General features: G+C 38.1%; 15 protein-coding genes and 1 pseudogene. 2 read left to right on the top strand and 14 right to left on the bottom strand.

The genetic code is table 11. The features are described 5' to 3' along the window. Positions 1-28: 28 nt before the first annotated feature. Complete coding sequence (locus tag FXW34_RS14530) at positions 29-292, bottom strand: hypothetical protein (protein ID WP_147534724.1); 264 nt, start codon at positions 290-292, stop codon at positions 29-31. Positions 293-402: 110 nt separating this feature from the next. On the opposite strand from FXW34_RS14530, the gene FXW34_RS14535 reads away from it, so the two are divergent. Continuing rightward, the gene (locus FXW34_RS14535; RefSeq protein WP_147534725.1) at positions 403-546 is read left to right on the top strand and encodes a small acid-soluble spore protein P; all 144 of its coding nucleotides are present in this window, start codon (positions 403-405) and stop codon (positions 544-546) included. A 306-nt stretch (positions 547-852) separates the two neighbouring features. Here the strand turns inward: FXW34_RS14535 and selA are convergent, their stop codons facing one another. Next, positions 853-2262, bottom strand: coding sequence for an L-seryl-tRNA(Sec) selenium transferase (gene selA, locus FXW34_RS14540; RefSeq protein WP_147534726.1), 1410 nt, complete (start codon positions 2260-2262; stop codon positions 853-855). Between the two features lie 147 nt (positions 2263-2409). Next, a pseudogene (locus FXW34_RS14545) lies at positions 2410-2592 on the bottom strand (Rdx family protein); the annotation flags it as partial. 187 nt (positions 2593-2779) lie between these two features. Between FXW34_RS14545 and selD the strand changes: the two are divergent. After that, the gene (gene selD, locus FXW34_RS14550) at positions 2780-3832 is read left to right on the top strand and encodes a selenide, water dikinase SelD (protein ID WP_147534728.1); all 1053 of its coding nucleotides are present in this window, start codon (positions 2780-2782) and stop codon (positions 3830-3832) included. 45 nt (positions 3833-3877) lie between these two features. Here selD and FXW34_RS14555 read toward each other — a convergent pair whose 3' ends face one another. From FXW34_RS14555 to FXW34_RS14605, 11 genes are all read right to left on the bottom strand, one after another. Then, positions 3878-4549: a PspA/IM30 family protein gene (locus FXW34_RS14555; RefSeq protein WP_147534729.1), complete on the bottom strand. Its 672-nt coding sequence runs from the start codon at positions 4547-4549 to the stop codon at positions 3878-3880. Then, positions 4549-5091, bottom strand: a complete 543-nt coding sequence (locus FXW34_RS14560; RefSeq protein WP_147534730.1) for a hypothetical protein — start codon at positions 5089-5091, stop codon at positions 4549-4551. The genes FXW34_RS14555 and FXW34_RS14560 overlap by 1 nt, the downstream gene beginning before the upstream one ends. A gap of 21 nt (positions 5092-5112) precedes the next feature. Beyond that, positions 5113-6339 carry a S1C family serine protease gene (locus FXW34_RS14565; protein ID WP_147534731.1) on the bottom strand — a complete coding sequence of 409 codons (1227 nt, stop codon included), beginning with the start codon at positions 6337-6339 and terminating at the stop codon, positions 5113-5115. Between the two features lie 197 nt (positions 6340-6536). Then, positions 6537-7946, bottom strand: coding sequence for a sensor histidine kinase (locus FXW34_RS14570; protein ID WP_147534732.1), 1410 nt, complete (start codon positions 7944-7946; stop codon positions 6537-6539). Next, positions 7936-8646, bottom strand: a complete 711-nt coding sequence (locus tag FXW34_RS14575; RefSeq protein WP_147534733.1) for a response regulator transcription factor — start codon at positions 8644-8646, stop codon at positions 7936-7938. Before FXW34_RS14575 ends, FXW34_RS14570 begins: the two co-directional genes overlap by 11 nt. Positions 8647-8903: 257 nt before the next feature. After that, the gene (locus tag FXW34_RS14580; RefSeq protein WP_147534734.1) at positions 8904-9365 is read right to left on the bottom strand and encodes a hypothetical protein; all 462 of its coding nucleotides are present in this window, start codon (positions 9363-9365) and stop codon (positions 8904-8906) included. 82 nt (positions 9366-9447) lie between these two features. Then, positions 9448-10329: a peptidylprolyl isomerase gene (locus tag FXW34_RS14585; protein WP_147534735.1), complete on the bottom strand. Its 882-nt coding sequence runs from the start codon at positions 10327-10329 to the stop codon at positions 9448-9450. Between the two features lie 147 nt (positions 10330-10476). After that, positions 10477-11433 (bottom strand): L-threonine 3-dehydrogenase, encoded by a 957-nt coding sequence (locus FXW34_RS14590; protein ID WP_147534736.1) that lies wholly within the window; start codon positions 11431-11433, stop codon positions 10477-10479. A gap of 64 nt (positions 11434-11497) precedes the next feature. Continuing rightward, positions 11498-12688 carry a glycine C-acetyltransferase gene (locus FXW34_RS14595; RefSeq protein WP_147534737.1) on the bottom strand — a complete coding sequence of 397 codons (1191 nt, stop codon included), beginning with the start codon at positions 12686-12688 and terminating at the stop codon, positions 11498-11500. A 240-nt stretch (positions 12689-12928) separates the two neighbouring features. Then, on the bottom strand, positions 12929-14038 hold the full coding sequence (locus FXW34_RS14600) for a phosphatidylglycerol lysyltransferase domain-containing protein (protein ID WP_147534738.1): 1110 nt from the start codon (positions 14036-14038) through the stop codon (positions 12929-12931). Positions 14039-14202: 164 nt separating this feature from the next. Beyond that, positions 14203-17658 carry a hypothetical protein gene (locus tag FXW34_RS14605; protein WP_147534739.1) on the bottom strand — a complete coding sequence of 1152 codons (3456 nt, stop codon included), beginning with the start codon at positions 17656-17658 and terminating at the stop codon, positions 14203-14205. Between the last annotated feature and the right edge of the window lie 239 nt (positions 17659-17897).

Here is a 17897-nt window from a genome sequence, read left to right on the forward strand (position 1 = left end):
CGGTCACTATTAAGTGACCGCTATTTGTTCAATTATCAGGTAGATTCACTTCATGTATGATGCTTTCTAGATCTGAGCGGAAGCGTTCCAACTGAGATCGTTGGTGGTCTGACGCAACCTCCAAAGCATTTTCAATTTGTTGGTATGCTTCGTTGACTTCATTTTTCAAATGCTTTAATTGGTGACCATAGCTCGCACTATCTTGCACAATTTCACTATATAGTCCTTGCACATCCTCAATTCCTTGTTGCGCTGCCTGAAATGCTTGTTGTTTGTTCTTATGATAAGGCATGTACTTTTTCACTCCTATTCCAAGGTTACCGTTAAATTGTGCAGTTTTTAAAAGAAATATTCAGTATAAACGTGCGTTGAATTCACAATCTATATTTAGGAGGGATTTACATGAACAAAAACAACGGAAAAGATATGCGCCGAAATGCACCAAAAGGTGGAAATAGCGGTCAACCCGAGCCATTAAGCGGCTCCCATAAAGTTAAAAATCGCAACCACACAAGACAAAAACATAACCAGCACCATGATATGTAGAAAAGCGGAAGCGGCTTGCCCAGAGGCGACAGGCATAAGACGAGCCGGCTGGAAGGTTGTTCTTTAACCTTCTGGACGGAACGGCTTATGACCCCGAGCCTCTAGCCGCTGGAGCTAGACAAGAAAAGCGGAAGCGGCTTGCCCAGAGGCGACAGGCATAAGACGAGCCGGCTGGAAGGTTGTTCTTTAACCTTCTGGACGGAACGGCTTATGACCCGAGCCTCTAGCCGCTGGAGCTAGACAGAGAAAAGCGGAAGGCGCCTGCTTATCGGCGACAAGATTGACATTAAAAAAGGTTGCATGGTGTTATTCACCATTTGCAACCTTTTTTAGTGCGATTAAGATGAGTTCTAGTTCTGGTTCTGTAACGGTTCGTAAGTCGAGTTGTATTTCTTCATTTTGAATTCGGACTATAATCGCTGGGGAATGCTCAGTTCGTAGCTTTCTTGCTAGCTGTTCAGCAGTTAACTGTGGATGGCTAATCCCTACAACATAGGTCGGTAGCTCGACATCCGGCATCGTACCTCCACCAACTTGACTAGTACCTTCTATTATCTTCACTTGATAAGTTTCATGGATTTGACGTATAAAGCGAACACCTTTACTTTGTATTTCTTTTTGAGTAATGAGCAAATCGCGGATGGTTGGTATATTTCGTAATTCACTTCCACCCTTTACATAATCAATCAAGGTACCTTCTAATGCTGCAAGAGTCATCTTATCAACTCGTAGAACACGTGCGAGTTGATGCTTTTTTAACCTATCAATCAATGCTTTTTTACCAGCGATAATTCCAGCCTGGGGACCACCGAGGAGCTTGTCTCCACTAAAAGAAACGATATCTGCACCTGCTCTCAGCACTTCGCCAACAACAGGTTCATCACCAATTCCGTGCTTTCGGAAGTCGTATAAAACGCCACTTCCGAGGTCTTCATAAAAAATCACCTGCTCGTGTTTTTGGGATAAATTGACTAATTCCTCTGTCTCTACAGATTTCGTGAAACCTATCGTTTTAAAATTACTGGTGTGCACTTTTAGGAGCATCGCAGTCTGATCGGAAATAGCGTTTTCATAATCGTATAAATGAGTTTTATTGGTTGTTCCGACCTCGATTAGCTTCGCGCCACTTTCTTCCATGATTGAAGAAATGCGGAACGAACCACCGATTTCAACTAATTGACCACGCGAAACAATCACTTCTTTTTCAAAGGCGAGCGCACGAAGAACTAAATACACCGCAGCAGCATTATTATTAACAACCATCGCTGCTTCTGCACCTGTGATTTCTTTGATTAGGGTTTCCACATGGGTATGTCTCGAGCCTCTTTCACCTTCTTGAATCTTGTATTCCAAATTAGAGTAGTTTTGTGCTGCTACGACTACATGTTCAGTGGCTCGATCACTTAATCGTGCTCTTCCAAGATTTGTATGTAAAATTGTACCTGTGGCGTTAATTACTCTTTTTAATGTGTAGCTTGTTTTTTTCTTCACCTGCGTTTCAGTTATAGTGAAGATATCATTTAAAAAAAGGGACGTTCCTGGCTCGGCTCCCTTCCAGGTTCCGGTTAATATTTCTTCTCTAACGGAGTCTAGAGTTTGTTTTATTATTTCGGTTAAATAGCCTGTCTCCAGCTTGTGTTCGGATTCAATTTTTGAAAACCGATCATCCTTTTGCAGCTCATGAACAGGAGGTAAAGATCGCAGTAAATGTTTCAAAAAAACCCCTCCAAAAATAGATACATTAGCTATTATATCAATATTTACCACTATTAAAAATCTCGAGAAAAATTGTCACATTATGTTCTAAATTTTTTCTAATGAAAAAGAGACTGAAGTTATATAAAACCAGTCTCTAAAAACACTTTATGCATTCATTTTTTCAATTAATTCATTTGATCGTGGAAATACGCCTGTTTCCTTTTTTGAATAGATCTTTTCATCATTTACAGTAACCTCGAAAATTCCACCGGAAGCAGGAATGAGCTCCAATTTCTCGATTTCTCCTCTGAAATGTGTAAATAAGTCTTCTGCGACACTCGCAGCTTTCGGAGCGTAGTTTCACATCATGCAAAATTCAATTATTACTGAATATTTCTTCATAGGAATTTCCCCTTTAATTAAAAAATTGCTATCGTAATTGTAGTATAAGCACGAGGTATCACGCAAATTATCTGTTTTAATATTGTGCGCGAACAGATAATTAAAGGTATACTAAACATTGGAGGTGAAAAACGTGAGTGAACAAGATAAAATACGCCTAACTTCATTTTCTACAAAAGCTGGCTGAGGCTGCAAAATTGGTCCTGAGGACCTGGCGCAAGTGTTGCGCCTTTTACCTGAGCAAGCCCCAGTCCCAGAATTATTAGTTGGGCATGAAACTAGCGACGATGCCGGCGTTTTTCAGTTAACAGATTCAATTGCACTAATTCAAACTCTTGATTATTTTACTCCCATTGTGGATGATCCATATAAATTTGGACAAATTGCCGCAGCAAATGCGTTAAGTGATGTTTATGCAATGGGCGGTGTACCAAAAACAGTCCTGAACATTGTTGGGTACCCGGTAAAAAAATTAGGTCCAGATATCTTAGCTGAAATATTACGCGGTGCTTCTGATAAAGTGACAGAAAGTGGCGCTGTCACAGTTGGGGGCCATTCAATTGATGACCAGGAACCAAAATTTGGCTTATCTGTAACAGGCATTGTGCACCCTTCGAAAATTTGGAAAAACGTTGGTGCAAAACCTGGGAATGTATTAGTCATAACGAAGCCAATCGGTGTTGGTATTATTACTACTGGGATAAAACGCTGTGCTGTTACTGCGGAACAAGAAGAAATTGTAACGGAAACAATGGCCATGTTAAATAAAACGGCTGCAGAAGCGCTTGAAGGACTTCATCCTTATGCGGTAACTGATGTGACCGGATTTGGATTACTTGGACATGGAAGTGAAATGGCAAGAGGAAGTAATGTCAGCTTGGAGATTCATCTATCACAGGTTCCAGTGCTCGAGGGAGCATTTGAACTCGCTAAAGATGGGGTCGTACCAGGAGGGTCAAAAGCTAACCACAAGTGGCTGTTGGATGACGTCGATTACGAGAATATACAGCAACACGAGCAAATCGTCCTATGCGATGCGATTACATCAGGTGGATTGCTGGTAGCACTAGATGAATCAGAAGCAATACAATATATCGAAAATCTTCACAAACGCGGACATGCTGTTGCTGAAATCATTGGTGTCGTCAAAGAAAAACAAGAGAAGCTAATTTATGTAAAAAAATAAACATCAACAATCCCCTTAGCCATGAGCTTTGGGGATTGTCTGTGCTTACGCTGTTGTAGGCTTTGCTTGTTTAAGCAAGTCTAATTCTTTTTGAACTTCATCCTGTAGTACTTTATCCAAGAGTACATTCTCTTGTGGTCGTTTCATTTCATGAATTGATTGTGTTGCACTAGCTTTTGCCTCTAGATTTAAAATTTGTTCTTCCATACGTGAAAATCCTTTAATGGCATTTTGTGGTGAAAACGAGGTTAAGGTTTGATTCACGTGCTGAGAAGCTTGAGCTGCGTTAGCTCTGGCAATAAGCGCCAGTTTTTTCTGCTGTAAATGCTCATACGTATCCTGTAATTTTTTGACTTGACCATATAAACTGGTCGTTTGTTGCTTGATCGTTTCGTACGTCGCTTTGGTTTGCACTAATTTTTTCTCGTGGCTGATTTTATCTTGAAGTGCTAATTTAGCAATTTCATCCTCATTCCGGTCAACAGCTAATTGAGCCTGGCGAACACGTTTTTCGATGATACCTTCCGATTCAGCAATTAGTACTTCGTATTTCTTTTCAATAAATAATTGGTTGGATAGTGCATTCTCTGCCTTTTCCATTTCTGCCTCTAAGTCACGTAAATATTGTTTTAGCATTTTAATTGGATCTTCCATTTTATCAATTGCATGATTGACATCAGCAAGTGCAATCCCTTTTAATCTTTTAAAAATACCCATTATTTTACCTCCTTGTTTATTGACCGTTCCCATTCATCTAGGAAATCTAGTTTTTGAGTTGGAACAGATACATATTCACTGATAACATCCATTGTTTCTTCGGCTTTTTCACGTGTTTTATACCAATAATAGCCTCCCATTAATAGGAATAGTAACGCAAGCCAGTTCGGTAATAACGTCCATAATCCTATAAACAGTAGCGCAGCACCAATCCCCTTAACCAAAGACTTTTTACCGGCAAATTTTAGAAGCGCTAATCCGGCGATAATTAATCCTAGGTCAAATAAAATTGGAAAAAACGTACCATGGTGAGTATGGTGTCCTCCAACAAAGCGCTGATGAACCTCAATTCCATGCCTTGGTTCATTAAAGTGGCCCAAACCACCTTTATCAAAGCTGTGCATCACAACTTGATGATGAACTTGTGTTATGTCTTGGCTAAAAGGAGCCTGACCAAGATGTAGGAAAGCCATTTTTGATAAGTGGAATACAACTAATGCACATATAGCAATGCCAATAAACCATAGTATTCTTTTTTTCATCCATTTCACCTCCTTTCAAAGTTATTCTGTTAATGTCACTGTGATTGTTTCGAGCTTACCGTTTCGGTACACGCCAATTTTCACTTTTTCACCAACTTTTAATTGTGTGTAAAGGATTTTTCGTAAATCACTGGCTCCATCAATTTCAGTTTCATTAAACGAAACGATAATATCCTGTACTTTAAGACCGGCTTTGCTTGCAGCTGAATCAGGATTGAGATTGGTCACCATTGTTCCGTTTGTAATGTTTTCTGGAAGGTCTTGAAGGTATTGCGCTGGGATTTGCTCTAAATCTGTTAGACTAACTCCCAAATAGGGTCTAGTAATTTTTCCTTTTGAAATCAACTCGTTAACGATTGGAATAACATCGTTACTTGGAATGGCAAAGCCTAATCCTTCAATACCACTTTCTGAAATTTTTAGACTATTGATACCAATGACCTGTCCATCCGTGTTAAGAAGCGCCCCGCCGCTATTGCCGGGATTAATCGCTGCATCAGTTTGGATTACATCGAGATCCCATTCTCCACTAGATGTAGAAACTGACATCGAACGATCAACACCACTAACAATTCCTTGTGTTACCGTACCCGATAAATCAAGGCCCAATGGATTACCGATTGCAACAACCTGGTCACCTGCACGAACTGTGCTTGAATCGGCAAAGCTAAGAACATTACTCACATTTTTTGCATCTATTTCCAAAACCGCTAAATCGGTCAGCGCATCCGCACCAATGATTTTCGCGTTTGTTTTCTGCCCATTTTCTAGTGTAATCTCAACTTCACTTGCACCTTCGATAACGTGATTATTCGTCACGATATAAGCTGAATTGTCCACGATTTTAAAGATCACCCCAGAGCCTGTCCCGCTTTTGACCGTTTGATTTTGTGAAGTATAGCGGTTTTTCGCCTGTTGAATATTAGTTACACCAACAATCGATTTAGAAGCAGTTTCGACCATATCAGAGATTGAATTAAAGCTGGTGTCACCCTTTGTTGCTTGTGCAGTTACGGTTTGCGTATTTGAATCTATTTTTACTTCATCCTTTGCCTCGAATTTTTGAATGGCTTGTGATATAGTTTCTAGATTCATTTTGTTTAAGACTTGCTCGGAATATGGACTTGCAATGAATGCAACTGTTAAAACCGATCCAATAATCCCACCTGTTACTGTGGCAATAAATTGTTTACCCTTTGAAGCCTTTTGAATAGTGACTTGTTGTTGATTATCCTCAAAATTTTCCATGCTCTAACCCTCCACTTATCTAGAAACTGATATTTTTTCGTTAGTAATTATCATTTCTTTCATCTGTGATTATCTTATCGAGAACATATGACAAACTTATTAACAAACTAGGAAGAGAACATGAAGAGTTATGTAATAAATCGTTACTTTTGCACAAAAAATAGCACCCCTTGAAAGGATGCTAGTTTTTTGTGGTATTACGTTGTTTTTTGAGGTAGTTTGATGACAAATTTTGTCCCCTTGCCCTCTTCACTAGATACTGTAATTTCACCATTATGAAGCTGGACCAATTGTTTCACAATCGATAAGCCTAGTCCGAAGGCACCATAAGGATTATTTTTACGAGATAAATCTGCTTTATAAAACCGGCGCCAAATTGATTCAATTTCTTCTGCACGAATCCCTACACCTGTGTCCTCAATCTCAATCATCGTGTGAGTGTCACTTGTAATGCCACGAAGTGTAATCGTGCCATCTGCAGTAAATTGAATACTGTTTTTTGTAATATTAATTAGGATTTGAGTTAAACGATCATAATCGGCGTACACAACGGCTGTCTCTTCTGCTTCTATGATGATTCTGGTGTTTTTTTCTTCTGCTTGAAGCAGTAGTGTTTCTTTGATGATTTCTAGAAGCTCAGCTAATTGTATCTCTTCTTTGTTCAATTTAACCTGATTGGATCTTATTTTTTCATAATCTAGATTTTCATTTACGAGTCGAATTAATCGTTTCGTTTCCTTGCTGACGAGGCTGATGCCTTTTTCTTTATCTTCCTCAGAAATCATCTTGTTCCGCATTCCTTCAATGACTCCACTGATGGTTGTTAATGGCGTCCGCATTTCATGGGAAACATCTGCCATAAATTGACGGCGTCGATTTTCTAAACTTTCGATTTCATCCATTGAGCTTTTCAGCTTCGTTACCATGTTATTAAAATCACTGGCAAGTTCACCAATCTCATCAAATTCCGAAGCTGGTAATTTCACTTCATAATTACCAGCTGATATCATTGAGGTCGCATCGCGAATTCCTTGAATTCTTTTGACATGAATCTTGGATAAAATCCAACTTAACAATAGAGTAACTGACAAGGCAATGACCACTGTAAAAAGCAAGTAACGATTGATTTCACTTATCATCTCCCGTGTTCCGCTTACTGGTGAAAGAAGTAATATTCCACCGACAAATTGACCAGATTGCAAATAAGGAACTGCCACTAATGAAACGTCTTGGTCATAGCGTGTATCGCGCTTCACAATTAGCGTCGCCCCTTCCGTTATTTGCTGCCATTCTCTTTTCTCAAGTTCAATTCTCGGGATTTTTCCGACAACTGGATACACTACTGTTCCTCGTTCATCAAAGATAATAAAAGTAATGTTTCGAGCATTTAAAACAGTACTGTACTGGTTTAGAATTTGTTCGCGCCCAACTTGGATTCGCTGGAATTGGTGCAATATACTCTCCCCATAATTTGTAAGCTCTTCGGCCTTAGTGCGATACACGAAGTTTTCTACGAGATTCGTAAAAACAATACTAAGGATTAGCAAAGCTACAATGAGAATGCTGATATGGCTGATGAATAGCTGATAAATATATTTAAGCCTCATCCTCTACCACCGATTCATCAAACTTATAGCCGACGCCCCATACCGTGTGGAGAAACGGCTGTTTAGCTGTGCCAATTTTTGTGCGAAGCCGTTTAATATGGACATCTACGGTCCGTTCATCTCCATAATATTGGTAGCCCCAAACCCGTTCAAGCAGCTGCTCTCTTGAAAATACTTGGCGTGGATGCTCGATAAAATAATAAAGTAGATCAAATTCCTTCGGAGTTAAATTGGTAATGTGCTCACCATTTAAAAGGACCTCTCTTGTTTCTTTACTGATTTTAAACATTTGTGTTTCTAAATAATGATTGCGATTTTCCTCATTATTTTTTTGAACACCACGGGTACGTCTTGAAACGGCTTTAATGCGTGCCATTAAGGCAAGCGGACTAAACGGCTTTGTTACATAATCATCCGCTCCCATTTCGAGCCCTAATACTTGATCTGATTCCGAATCTTTAGCTGTTAGCATAATAATCGGAATGTCCTTATCTTGTTCACGGATTTTACGACAAATCGTGACTCCGTCCATATTCGGTAACATCCAATCAACGATTAACAAATCCCATTCTCCGTCTTTGTACCGCTGATAACCTTTGAGGCCATCGTTAATAAATTCTCCTTCAATGCCTTCCTTTAAGAAGAACATTTCAACCATCGAACAAACGCTCTCATTATCCTCTATCATTAAAATTTTCATAAAAACACCTTCCATATCGTTCGGTCTGCTAAACATCAGTTTTGCCAATCGTCATAAACAAATTCTTATAAATTCAAAGTAAATCGAATTGCAGGAAGGTTCAACCGTTTTTTCAATATATCCCAAATTTTTAATCTATCAGAAATAGTTTGTTAATATTTTGTTCATTTCTGCTGGAAAGTGAAGCGGAATTTTCCAAGGTATTTTAAAATTGCAAAATAAAAAGGAGACTAATGCAATCTCCATTTTTAGACTTACTATTCTCCTGATTTTTCAAAGACCTCGACAACATCCCAACGCTCATCGTACCGCTTTATTTCAACGAGGGTATTCTCGCCTTTATTATTTTTATAGAAAATATAACCTTTGTTTTCATGGAGATAAACCGCTGGTCGCCCATAACAACCATCTGTACAGCTTGTATATACGATATCGAGCAAGGATAATGAAGCAACATCTGTTTTACCACTATTAATAATATCGTCAGTGGATTCCTCGCGAAACCTGTCCAAATTTACATCAAAGCTCTTTTTGACTTCTTCGATAATTGGAATATTTAGCTCTTGTGCGGTTTGATCAATTTGGGCAAAGGTTACGATGTTCTTTTGATAGATTAATTGCATATAACCGACACGGATGAGAATGATCGCCATCAACCCAAACAATATCATATATATGAAGCGAACACGAATTTTCGTCTGATCTTGAAAATCCTGCATGGGCATCTCCCCTAATGGTTTTTTAAAAGTATATGCTTAAGGGTTTTCCAATAGAAGAGGATGTCTATCAAACTCATCATAATCAGTATTTTTTAATGTTCGCATCAAGCCTTGCGTCCTCTAGCCAGGATGTATATTCAGTCGATAACTTTTCATCAAGCAGTGCGGCTTTGATATCTTTTTTATGATCTTCGTACTTGGCTTCTATAGCTTCCTTCTTTTCAAATACTTTAATAATATGGTATCCATAATCAGTTTTGACTGGCGAACTAATCTCATTTACTGATAGTGTAAAGGCTACTTCTTCAAATTCGGCAACCATATCACCTTCGTAAAAAAAGCCAAGGTCCCCGCCCTTATCCTTTGTGCTAGTATCGGTAGAATATTCCTTAGCCAGTTTTGTAAAGTCTTCTCCATTAGCAAGCTTTTCCTTGATTTCGTTTGCTTTTGATTCATCCTCTACTAAAATATGACTTGCCTTTACTTGTTGAGGCGTCGTAAACGAAGCTTTATTATCTTCAAAATACTGCTTCATTTCTTCTTCGCTTATTTTTATGCTAGGTTTAAGCAGTTTTTCCGCTAATAGATAGCTTTTTATATCAGCCTTTACTTGGGCAACCGTGACACCGCTAGCCTCAATCGTTTCCTTAAAGCTTTCTTCCCCACCATAAGAGTCCACAACAGTTTGATATTCCTTATCTATTTCGCTTTTTGAGACTTTGATATGCTTTTTAGCTGCAGCTTGCTCGATTAATTTTTCAGAAATCAATGCCTCGAGCATCTCTTCCCCATAGGTTTCATTAAGGATTTTGTTTAGTTCATTCTGGTTGATAACCTCCCCATTAACCTCCGCTATAGCATCCTTATTCATCAAAATAAGAGTGAGCACGATAATCGAAGCGACGATTAGCACGCCTGTTAAGGCATACATCATCCCATTGCGTGATTTCAGTTTAGCTAACATAGTTCATCTCCTTCGTTTTTGAATTACATTCATCATAGTGGTTAAATATGACGAATTTATTAACAAACAATGAAGGCGGTATGAAAAATAAAAGCTGATTCATCTCTCTATATAAAAAGAGCTTGAGTCAGCTTTAACATGAGCTAATTAACTTGCAATAGGTCTGTTGTAGTTTAATTTCTCGAGCATATCGACTGTCATGCTGGCTAAATCGTAATGTGTTTTAAAGCCCCATTCTTCCTTAGCAATTGATGCATCCAATGAATTTGGCCAACTATCAGCGATTGCTTGTCGGATAGGGTCAATTTTATAAGAAATGTTAAAATGGGGAAGATGCTTCTTTATTTCTGTGGCAACCTGCTCAGGATCAAAACTCATCGCCGTCACATTAAAGGAATTTCTGTGTGACAATTTTGCTGGATCGGCTTCCATTAAGTCAACAATCGCCTGTAAGGCGTCAGGCATATACATCATATCAAGATAAGTTCCTTTATTTAAATAGCAAGTATATTTACCGCAGTTAAGTGCCTCATGATAGATTTCCACAGCATAATCCGTCGTCCCCCCGCCGGGAGGGGTCACGTAAGATATTAACCCAGGAAAACGCAAGCCACGCGTATCAACTCCGTATTTATGAAAATAGTAGTCAGCCAACAACTCCCCCGCGACTTTATTTACTCCGTACATCGTCGTCGGACGCATAAGCGTATCTTGAGGCGTCATATCTTTAGGGGTAGCAGGACCGAATGCCCCAATTGAGCTCGGCGTGAAAAACTGGCAGTTACGCTCCTTTGCTATCTCAAGTGCATTAATGAGCCCGTTCATGTTTAAATTCCAAGCTAACAAAGGCTGCTCCTCAGCTTTTGCTGATAACAACGCTGCTAAATGTATGATTGTATCGACTTGATATTGAGATGCAATGTTTAACATGGTTGTTCCGTCTGTTACATCTAGGATTTCGAACGGACCTGATTCTGATACTTCACGAACAGTCCTTTTTATATCGGTTGCAACAACATTGTCGGTGCCGTAAATATGTCTCAAGGTGGCAGTTAGTTCTGAACCGATTTGACCTAATGCGCCGGTAATCAAAATTTTCTTCATCACTGTACCTCCCTTATACTCAAATATTCAGTTTTTCAGGCAGGATATTGGAACTTGAGGGCAATTAAATTAACCCCATTTCCCTACCAACTTTTTCGTAAATGGCAATGGCCGAATCGAGCATTCCTTTTGTATGGGCTGCTGTTGGCATATTACGCACCCGACCAGTTCCTTTTGGGACAGTTGGGAATACAATCGCCTTTGCGTATACTCCTTCTTCAATTAACCGACGACTAAATTGTTGTGTTTGAACTTCATCCCCGATAATGCATGGGGTAATTGGTGTTTCACTGTTGCCGATATTAAAGCCTAGTTCTTTTAAGCCTTGCTTCAAATAGTCGCCATTTTCCCATAAGCGATCATTAAGTGCTGTGCTACTTGTTAAAATATTTATTGCCTCGATACACGCTGCCACATCTGCAGGTGTCATCGCTGTAGAAAATAGAAATGGACGGCTCCGTACTTTAAGCCAATCAATTAATGCTTGTTTTCCCGCCACATAACCTCCAACTACACCAAGTGCTTTTGAAAGCGTGCCAATCTGAAAATCAATTTTGTCAGATAAACCGAAGTATTTAACAGTCCCCGCGCCTTTTCCAAGTACCCCTGATCCGTGGGCATCATCTACATAAGTGATCAAATCGAATTCTTCTGCGATTTTGACGATTTCAGGCAGCTTAGCAATATCTCCATCCATCGAGAAAACTCCATCGGTTATCACCATTATTTTGTTATATTTACCTGACTCTAATGCTTCCTTCGCCTTTTGACGCAAATCTTCCATATCTGAATGCTTGAATCGGATAATCTTTGCTCGAGAAAGTCTGCAGCCATCTATGATTGAAGCATGGTTTAATTCGTCCGAAAGAATAGCATCGTTTTCATCCATCACAGCTGAAATAGCTGCCATATTACAATTAAATCCGGATTGATAACTAATTGCTGCTTCAGTTTGCTTAAATTGAGCGAGCCTCTCCTCAAGCAAAGTGTGCAGTTTCAAAGTTCCATTGATTGTTCGAACTGCACCGGAGCCTACTCCAAATGATTTTATTGCATTGATGGCAGTATTTTTTAGCCGCTCATCGGTTGCTAAGCCTAAATAATTATTTGATGAAAGATTAACTAAATTTCTTCCATTAATAGTAATAATAGGACCATTTGGACTTTCCAATGCATCAATTTCATTGTATAAACCTTGTTGTTTCAACGACTGTAAATGGTTGTTTAAAAAAACCTGCAATTGACGACTGCTCATTCAATTAGCCTCCCCTAATAACCTGAAGTTTTTCCGATTCACAAGCACAAGTGTCCATACTAAAAACACAAAGAAAACTAAGATAACACTTATCATACCAACACTTACCTTACTTTCATTTTATTACAATGAATGTATTTGTGCATTCAAAAAAGACATTAAATACCTAAAAAAAGACAAAGCCCTGGCATCCCTGGACTTCGCCTTATTAATGTTACATATTTGCTTTTGTTTCTCGCATTAACTGACACGGCTTAAACCTCTGGCCAGCTTTCCTTCATCTCTCTTCGCATTATTTTGATGGATAAGAATAATTAATTGCAAAAATAAAAATGGTAAAAATACCTTCTTATAAACTAGGTATCGAGCCTCCCACTGCGGAGCAAACTTCTTCTTGTATTCGTGTAAACCCTTAAACTTATAAAAAGAATCACCATGTTCAAACACGAACCGTGCCAACTTCTCATGTATTGTTGCATGCTTACTATGTCCTACATTAGCTAAAGGTGACATTCCCATACTGCACCAATCATAGCCTTTCTCCTTACACCATTGAAAAATCGACAAAAACAAGAAATCCATAGTACCGTGAGGACAATCAGAAATATGTCTCATTAAATCAATCGTAAATGTCCGTTTCCGTTTTTGTTTATCACAGGCAAGTGAAGCAAAGGCAATCACTTCTCCATCGGGGTTGCTTAATGTAGCAATCGGAAAACGGGAAAGATAATCCCTACAAAAGAACCCAACAGAATAGCCCTTTTCTTTACGATCACCTAGCCAACAGTCTGATATTTCTTCAGCCCTATTGAGCAGTTCGTGATTATGAGGTGGAAATGATACTCCAAACTGAAAACCGTTTCGTTCGAATTTATTTTTTCTTGTTCGTAGCTTGGCACCTTTTTTTCCTGCTAGGCTAAATTCATGTAAATCTAGTTTAGCCTCTTCTCCTAATTTGAATAATCGATAATCGAAATTCCGATAGTACAACATAAAACGTTCAGACACTTGATAAAATACTGGTTTTTTATTCAGCTTTTTACAGTACTGTTCAAATTCCTTAATTCCTTCACGTATGAACTCATCTTTACCGATTGGATCACCTAGAACAATGAATTTGTTTCCTATCTTTTGAAACACAAACAAAATCTTGTTATTACTAGTACGATACACTTCTTTATCATTAAGAAAAGTTAAATGCGATACATGTGTTCCGCCATTATTTTCGATAAAGGCTTGTACATCATCTAAGCTTTCTTCGAGTCTAATCATATGTTTGGTTTTTAAAAATAATAATAGAATAAATGTGGATAAAATAAGTCCAACAAAAATAAGAACAAATTGTTCCATAGCACCCTCCCTATCGCATATTACAAAAGCATAAAAATCATATCACGAATGTGACCAAACGCGATATGATTTTTATTAACAAAATTCGACTATATTCAACAATCATATCTCTTGTACAAATATCTCCAAAAATGGCTAACACCTTAAGTGTCAGCCATTTTTGGTTAATCCCACTTTTTATACCAAGCAACTAATTTTTCCTTAAGCTTAGTTATGCCGGTGATTTCGCCTTTTGCGACTTTTTGCTTGTTCCATTCGTTGAAGCTTGCTACAGATATGAGGATTGAACCAGCAATTAGTAAGTATGCCCACCATGGCATATTCCCCCAAAACGGTCTTGTTTGTAGCAACACGTTTAATAACAGGACCCCAGAACCAACGATAAAATACGATTTAACCTTCAAGAACATTCCTACTAACATCGAAACAAGCGATAAAGTCCCTAAAATTAGGGCATCGTATATTGTCGAGCTTTCAAGTCCATCTTGAATAAGAAACAATGAGACTAATATTAATATCGACCAATGGATTTTACTTGTTATCAGCTTATATTTTCCGTTTAAACAGTGTTGTAAGTATATTGACACGACCACTAACGGAAGCATTTGCAATTCCCTTTCAAATAATTCAGGAATATTTAGCATTGCAAGTGTTGAATAGTAAGGTTCAATGAGGTAAATACCACTGACGAGCTTTACCCATATTCGAAAACGTTCAGGTATGCGTGCTATTTGTAGCCATAGGCCAAATGAGAGTAGCACTCCCGGTATAAAAGCTGTAAATATCAGCTCGGTTTTATAAAGGTAACCTGAACCAAGAAACAAGAGAGCTGTGATCGTATAGCCATCAATTTGTTTTACAGAACCTTTGTCGTCTTCCTCATAAAACTGTTGATAAACAAGCTTTCCAACGAATAATAAAACTAAACCAATACCACATACTAATGTTATTTTATATTCGTTTAAGAAGGTTGCTATTTTTAAATATTTCATTGTTGCCGAAAAGAATAACAACAACGGAATAAGCGTCATGATATTCCACTTAATCACAGTCAAATAGGCAATCAACCCAAACGCATATATAACGGTTACGGCATAGAGTGTCAAGCTGTATGGGTACGTACCAATAAAGGCGGCAATGCCTAACATTGAAAATGGTACAAGATAATATTTTGCTCGATTTTTAAAATTGGGTGATGCTAACAGCCAATATACAAAAATAGTCAAACTGGTAAATAAAAATGAATACTGTGGCTCAAGTTCGAGCTTAAGACTTAGCATTCCAGTAACAAACCATAAGTAAATCGAAGTAAACCCACTATATAGAAATGCTTTAATCTGCCATTCTGTTTGAACTAAATATGCGCTCGTAAAATAAACGGCTCCTGATAATAAAAAGTTCCATACTGTATTCTCGGTAAAAATAAAGAAGCTAAATAGGAGTGCACCCGGAAGATAAAGATGACCAACCCAGACGAACCCACTGGCAATCGCCGAACTCTTCCGAGATACCACTAAACCTGCAATTAGTATAAGTACTCCACCAAGTGTATTTTCCAAATAAATCATCGTCGTTGGCACTTGAACTTGAAGATAGAGTGATTGGAGAACTACAAAATATGTGATTAAGCTCAATATGCCGATTATATATGGTAGGTATTTGTATCTAAGTACTAGATAAAAAGCAATATAAACGGCTATACCAACAACTAGCACTGCTGGCCGTACCCAAACTTCATCGATATTAAATGTTAGCGCAAATAAGATGGCGAGTGAATAAAAGCCTTGACCGACTAAAAAAGAGTTATTCGCAAGCTCGATTTGCTTTATTCTTGTCCATACATAGTACGCTAAAAAAGAACTTGCACTTGCGACGATTGCGTTCATGACAATCCCGAAATTCACATAATAATAATCTGAACTAACACGGATTTGTTCTGCAAATGCTAAACCTGAAAATGCCAATGAAAGTGGCAACAACCACGGTATTGCAAGCTTGAGGATCTTACGTTGGTCTATTTTCTCGCTTAAATAAAAACATGCACTTATCAATAAATTGATAATTCCTAACTGAAGCCATTTCTCGTGATACAGTGTCATCAAAATACCTACCATCATAATGGCCATACCAATGTCGCGGGAACTTTGTTTGATGATTAGAAGATAAGTTTGCTTCATTAGAAATCCGATGGTGCAAAATAGAGTAAAACCAATCAAAAATATTGGCAGAGATAAGTCATTAAGCTTTATTATCAGATTTGCGAAATGAATTAATTCAAACAAAGATGCTGCCAAAAAGATGGGGCTTAAATAATGAAAGAGTAATAGCCTCAAGTTGTTTGCTAAATAAACAAATTGTCCAGCCAACAATAAATAGGCAAAGAAAATCGCCCATGAAGGTGTATCAAACATCATATTTACATAAAAAGCCTCAAGGCTGATATAGATAAATGCTGCACCTGAGACAACAGCACTCGTTAATTGAAACACCTTTCGCCAATGGTCTTGTTCATCAAGGAATTTCGGAAGTGCTAAAAAGCCAATACCCACTAAAACAAAGAGTACTTCGGCGAAGCTATTAAGCATCGAATGATATATTACTTGATAGGCACCATAGACAATCATCGTACTAAATATAAAATGGTATTCTTTTTTGCCACTTACAAATACCATAGCAAGGTACACTGCAGCTGTAAGTAGGAGGTTTAATCCATTAACAAGACCGTTTTCATAAAAAATTAACGTTAATAATGAAGATAGGATTAGCTGAATTTGGGCAAATGCCACTAGTTCATTCGTGAAAAGCTTTAAGGATTCCTGTTTCTTTAAACGGTGAAACACCAGTACAGTACCTACGTTATAAAGCATAAAGCCAAAATAAAACCAGTCTTGTCGCAAATGCAGTGCCGCGATTAAAAACGCCGCTCCAGTTGTTGTAGTTAAATATGAAAACCATACAAATAGTCGAGATGAAAGCTTCCGGGCAATTGCAATATAAATAGGAATAAGAAGAATACAACTAATCAAACCGAAAATATATCTTCCTTCGCCATTAAAGGAGAAATAATCACCAAGCAATTTAAACCAGCCAATTGATAAAAGGAAAATGGGTAAAAATAAACTTCCTAAAACAATGAAGGCTAAACCCGTTTTTTCAATTTTTAATACGCGCTTTGAAAAATAGGAAATTCCAAAAAACAGAAATGATACTAAACCAATCGAGCCACTCTTCATCCAATTTGGCATCGATGCCCAATTACTCGTTGCCACAAACAAACCACCAATTAAAAGTAAAATGACTCCGAGATTAAGCGACCAAGTGATATTGCGTTCCCTAATCTCCTCTGGGTTGAGCTTTTTAATTTCTCGCTGCGGCTTTGCTAGAATGGTGCGTTTTGGTTTAGCTGTTACAGTTGAAGATGATGTTGGCCAAGGTGCCTGCATCGCCGCTTTTTTCACTGCGTGATTTAACTCGTGATCATCTTGTAAATCGCGGTAATACTTATGATGTGCCCTCGCAATGTCATTAAATTGCCTTCCGTTAATGTAATCCTCTTCAAGTAATAAATGTAATTCCTCCAAAAATAACGCTTTTCTTTCTTGCTTTGAAGGTCGGTCCAAAACCGTACACCTCCTTAATCATTTTTTATTTTCACTTCCACGTTTTGCCTATAGTGTAATTTTACACTATTTAAAAAATAATTCAATATGTTCAGAAATTATATTAAAACAGTAAAAATATCGCTTATTTCTTTCATACAACGAAATAAATGCGAAAAAAATCACAGTTGGACAATATTTAGAAACAGCTTTTCGAACGTTTCTTGTCCAAATTTAATAGTTATAGATTTAGCTTGCTT

The organism is Bacillus marasmi, assembly GCF_902168435.1.
Classification (GTDB): domain Bacteria; phylum Bacillota; class Bacilli; order Bacillales; family Cytobacillaceae; genus Bacillus_BU; species Bacillus_BU marasmi.

Coding starts and splice junctions, on each gene's coding strand:
- FXW34_RS14530 (WP_147534724.1), bottom strand. CDS start 292: ATGCCTTATCATAAGAACAAACAACAAGCATTTCAGGCAGCGCAACAA.
- FXW34_RS14535 (WP_147534725.1), top strand. CDS start 403: ATGAACAAAAACAACGGAAAAGATATGCGCCGAAATGCACCAAAAGGT.
- FXW34_RS14555 (WP_147534729.1), bottom strand. CDS start 4,549: ATGGGTATTTTTAAAAGATTAAAAGGGATTGCACTTGCTGATGTCAAT.
- FXW34_RS14560 (WP_147534730.1), bottom strand. CDS start 5,091: ATGAAAAAAAGAATACTATGGTTTATTGGCATTGCTATATGTGCATTA.
- FXW34_RS14565 (WP_147534731.1), bottom strand. CDS start 6,339: ATGGAAAATTTTGAGGATAATCAACAACAAGTCACTATTCAAAAGGCT.
- FXW34_RS14570 (WP_147534732.1), bottom strand. CDS start 7,946: ATGAGGCTTAAATATATTTATCAGCTATTCATCAGCCATATCAGCATT.
- FXW34_RS14575 (WP_147534733.1), bottom strand. CDS start 8,646: ATGAAAATTTTAATGATAGAGGATAATGAGAGCGTTTGTTCGATGGTT.
- FXW34_RS14580 (WP_147534734.1), bottom strand. CDS start 9,365: ATGCAGGATTTTCAAGATCAGACGAAAATTCGTGTTCGCTTCATATAT.
- FXW34_RS14585 (WP_147534735.1), bottom strand. CDS start 10,329: ATGTTAGCTAAACTGAAATCACGCAATGGGATGATGTATGCCTTAACA.
- FXW34_RS14590 (WP_147534736.1), bottom strand. CDS start 11,433: ATGAAGAAAATTTTGATTACCGGCGCATTAGGTCAAATCGGTTCAGAA.
- FXW34_RS14595 (WP_147534737.1), bottom strand. CDS start 12,688: ATGAGCAGTCGTCAATTGCAGGTTTTTTTAAACAACCATTTACAGTCG.
- FXW34_RS14600 (WP_147534738.1), bottom strand. CDS start 14,038: ATGGAACAATTTGTTCTTATTTTTGTTGGACTTATTTTATCCACATTT.